General features: G+C 59.1%; 3 protein-coding genes. 1 reads left to right on the top strand and 2 read right to left on the bottom strand.

Annotated features, from left to right (window positions below; all coding sequences use genetic code 11):
- A partial coding sequence (gene mnmE / locus ACRXB1_RS32735; protein ID WP_449494389.1) for a tRNA uridine-5-carboxymethylaminomethyl(34) synthesis GTPase MnmE occupies window positions 1-1,319 on the bottom strand: 1,319 nt, incomplete at its 3' end.
- Between the two features lie 327 nt (window positions 1,320-1,646).
- Between mnmE and ACRXB1_RS32730 the strand changes: the two genes are divergently transcribed.
- Window positions 1,647-2,066, top strand: coding sequence for a hypothetical protein (locus ACRXB1_RS32730; protein ID WP_062168507.1), 420 nt, complete (start codon window positions 1,647-1,649; stop codon window positions 2,064-2,066).
- Window positions 2,067-2,140: 74 nt separating this feature from the next.
- On the opposite strand, the gene yidC is transcribed toward ACRXB1_RS32730, so the two are convergent.
- Window positions 2,141-3,718, bottom strand: a 1,578-nt coding sequence (yidC, locus tag ACRXB1_RS32725; RefSeq protein ID WP_449494388.1) for a membrane protein insertase YidC, incomplete at its 5' end; no start/stop codon positions are given.

Here is a 3,718-nt window from a genome sequence, read left to right as displayed (position 1 = left end):
CTTTCCGCTCCTGCCTGCCATCCGGCGATCTTCAGCAGTTCGTCGCGCAGCAGTGCGATCCCATCGCCCGTCTTCGCCGATAAACGCACCTCGCGCACTTCATCGCCGGCAATTGACGCCGATGCCGTCTCGCGCGCCAAATAGATACTTTCCGCTCCTGCCTGCCATCCGGCGATCTTCAGCAGTTCGTCGCGCAGCAGTGCGATCCCATCGCCCGTCTTCGCCGATAAACGCACCTCGCGCACTTCATCGCCGGCAATTGACGCCGATGCCGCCACGCCCGCCAGATCCGCCTTGTTCAACACGCGCACGACCGGCACGCCCGCAGGAAAGCGCGCTGATATGGCGGTATCGTCAGCACTCAGCTTTTCGCGTGCATCGAGCAGATGCAGGACCACATCCGCGCGGCCAATTTCGCCCCACGTCCTTTCAATACCAATGCGCTCAACTTCGTCCTGCGTCTCGCGCAGGCCGGCGGTATCGATGACATGAATCGGAATGCCTTCTATCTGAATGGTCTGCGTGACCTTGTCGCGTGTAGTGCCGGCAATCGGCGTAACGATAGCCAGCTCCGCACCCGCCAGCGCATTCAAAAGCGACGACTTGCCCACGTTCGGCTGCCCCGCAAGCACCACCGACAACCCCTCGCGCAACAGCGCGCCCTGGCGTGCATCGGCGAGCACCTTGTCGAGCAGCGCGCGGATGCGTGCAAGCTTGCCGCGAGCATCCGCAGCTTCGAGGAAGTCGATCTCCTCTTCGGGGAAATCGAGCGTCGCCTCGACCAGCATCCGCAAGGTGATGACGTCTTCCACGAGCGCATGGATCTGGCGGGAGAATGCGCCATCGAGTGAACGGCCCGCGGATCGCGCCGCAGCCTCCGTGCTTGCTTCGATCAGGTCAGCGACGGCTTCAGCTTGCGCAAGATCAAGCTTGTCGTTGAGGAACGCGCGCCGCGTGAACTCGCCCGGTTCGGCGAGCCGCAAACAGAAATCGCGGCCGGTATCGATAGCCCGCTGCAGCAGCAGTTGCAGCACGATCGGACCACCATGTCCCTGCAGCTCGAGCACATGTTCGCCGGTATAGGAATGGGGCGCGGGAAAGTACATCGCAATGCCGCGATCGATTGCTTCGCCGTGTGCATCGGTGAACGGCGCATAGGTCGCGTGACGCGCGTCGAGGAGCTGGCCGCACAGCGCAAGCATGGCGTGTTTCGCGGCCGCTCCGCCCGAGCGCCCGAACGACAGCCGCACCACGCCGATACCGCCACGACCCGGCGCGGTGGCGATCGCAACGATCGGATCGGAGTCATTGTTGGACATGATTTTCTCGAACTAAACGGCAGTCAATGAGGCAAGTAATGAGTCGCGGCATTGTAGCGCGGCGACTTGGTTTCGCTTTGCTAAGCAACCCCGCTAAGACAATTCTTAATCTATCTTATGTGGGCTATGATGGATTGGAGGGTGAGTCGGGGATGTGCATCGTTTCGGTGTACGCAAATGTCACGGCTAAGGGGTTTGCACCGTTTGGGTAATCAGCGCTGAAATTGTGATTGTTTTTCCCGAACTCGATAAAAATGCGGAACTTGCGCCATATCTAGCGCAGGTGGTTGACTTTGCAAGTGCGTTTGCCTCGCACAATCGCGACCTATGCCAACACCCCAAGAGAAAGCCGATTTTTCGGATCGGCTCAAATTTTCGATGACACGCGCGCCCGAGAAGATGCGCGGCGCAACTGATCTCGCCTTGCATTTCAATTTGCGATACCACGGCGAACCTGTTTCAGCTCAGACAACACACAAATGGCTGACAGCGCGTTCAATTCCCACCGCCGACAAACTGGCCACGCTTGCAGCGTGGTTCAAGGTCGAGCAACACTGGTTGCATTACGGTCCGCCGCCAAGTGGTACTCCACAAAGCGCGCCAAAGCCCATTGCCCACGATGAAAAATATCCGGCGTCCGAGGAAACGCTGGAGCTTGCATCGAAGATCGAAGCGCTGTCTCCGCATCACCGGTATTTGCTCGAAGAGCTTATTGACCAGTTTTATGGAGCGGGGAGCAAGCGGTAAAACGCCTTTAGCAATTTCCCAAAGGAAAACGCCCGGCAAGCCGGGCGTTTTCTTTCAAACCATTCAGCAAGACCTTAAGCCTTCGCCACTTTCTTCTGCCCCATCATCCGCGTGATGTAGTACTGCTGGGCGATGGAAAGCACGTTGTTCACTACATAGTACAAAACCAGCCCTGACGGGAAGAAGAAGAACATGACCGAGAAAGCCAGCGGCATGAACATCATCATCTTGGCTTGAATCGGGTCCGGCGGCGTGGGATTCAACCGCGTTTGCAGGAACATCGATACAGCCATCAGCACCGGCAAGATGAAGAACGGATCGGCTTGCGACAAATCGTGAATCCAGCCAATCCACGGCGCGCCGCGCATTTCCACCGACGACAGCAGCACCCAATACAGAGAGATGAACACCGGAATCTGCACCACGACCGGCAAACATCCGCCGAAAGGATTGACCTTCTCGGTCTTGTAAAGCGCCATTAGTTCCGCGTTCATCTTCTGCGGATCGCCCTTGTAACGCTCGCGGATCTGCGTCATGCGCGGCGTGATGGTTTTCATGCGCGCCATCGACTTGTAGCTCGCTGCCGACAACGGGAAGAACACCGCCTTGATCAACAGCGTAAGCAGGATGATCGCCCAGCCCCAGTTGCCCACATAGCTATGGATCTTCTCGAGCAGCCAGAACAGCGGCTTGGCGATGATCGTCACCATGCCGTAGTCTTTCACCAGCTCAAGACCCGGTGCGACGCCTTCCAGCATCCGCTCTTCTTCGGGACCGGCGAAGAGGCGCGCTTTCACGTCGACGGTCTGTCCCGGCGCGATGGTCTGCAGCGGCTGCTGCACGCCCACGCGATACAACGCCGGATCGATCTTCTGCACATAGATGTCGCGCTTCACGCCCTGCTGCGGAATCCATGCCGACGCGAAATAATGCTGCACCATCGCGATCCAGCCGTTATCGGCGGAGGGCGTAAACGTTGCCTTGCCCTTGTCGATATCGCTGAAATCGATCTTCTGGAAATGATGCTGGTCCGAATAAACGGCCGGCCCGATAAACGTATGCGAGAAGCGCGGCGTTTCCACCGGCGAGCTGTCACGCACGAGTTCCATATAGAGGCGCGGCGTGACCGGCGCGGTGCCGACGTTCTGCACTTTCGTATCGACGTTGATCACATAGCTGCCGCGGGTGAACGTGTAGGTCTTGATGACCTTCACGCCACCCTTGACCGGCGACTCGAACGCAAGCGACAACGTGTTGCCGTCGCCCATGGACGTCTGTCCGCCGGGAACCAGCGTGAAGACGTCGTTATGGTTCGGGAAATCGCCGCCGAGCAGGCCCGTGCGCGCGAGGTACGTGTGCGTGGCGGTGTGATCGAACAGGGTGATGTACAGGTCGGGCTGCTTGCCGTCGCCTTCCTTCACGAGCGAAAGCTTCGAGAGCGTGCCGCCACGTGTGTCGATGTCGCCGGAATACACGTCCGTCGTGAACTTCACCAGTTGTGCAGCGCTGGCGGCTGGTGCGTTTGCGCCGGGAACCAGCGTGAAGACGTCGTTATGGTTCGGGAAATCGCCGCCGAGCAGGCCCGTGCGCGCGAGGTACGTGTGCGTGGCGGTGTGATCGAACAGGGTGATGTACAGGTCGGGCTGCTTGCC

The organism is Caballeronia sp. M23-90 (assembly GCF_053574605.1).
Note: the sequence above shows the minus strand (reverse complement) of the source record. Positions and strands in the feature narration are given on the sequence as shown.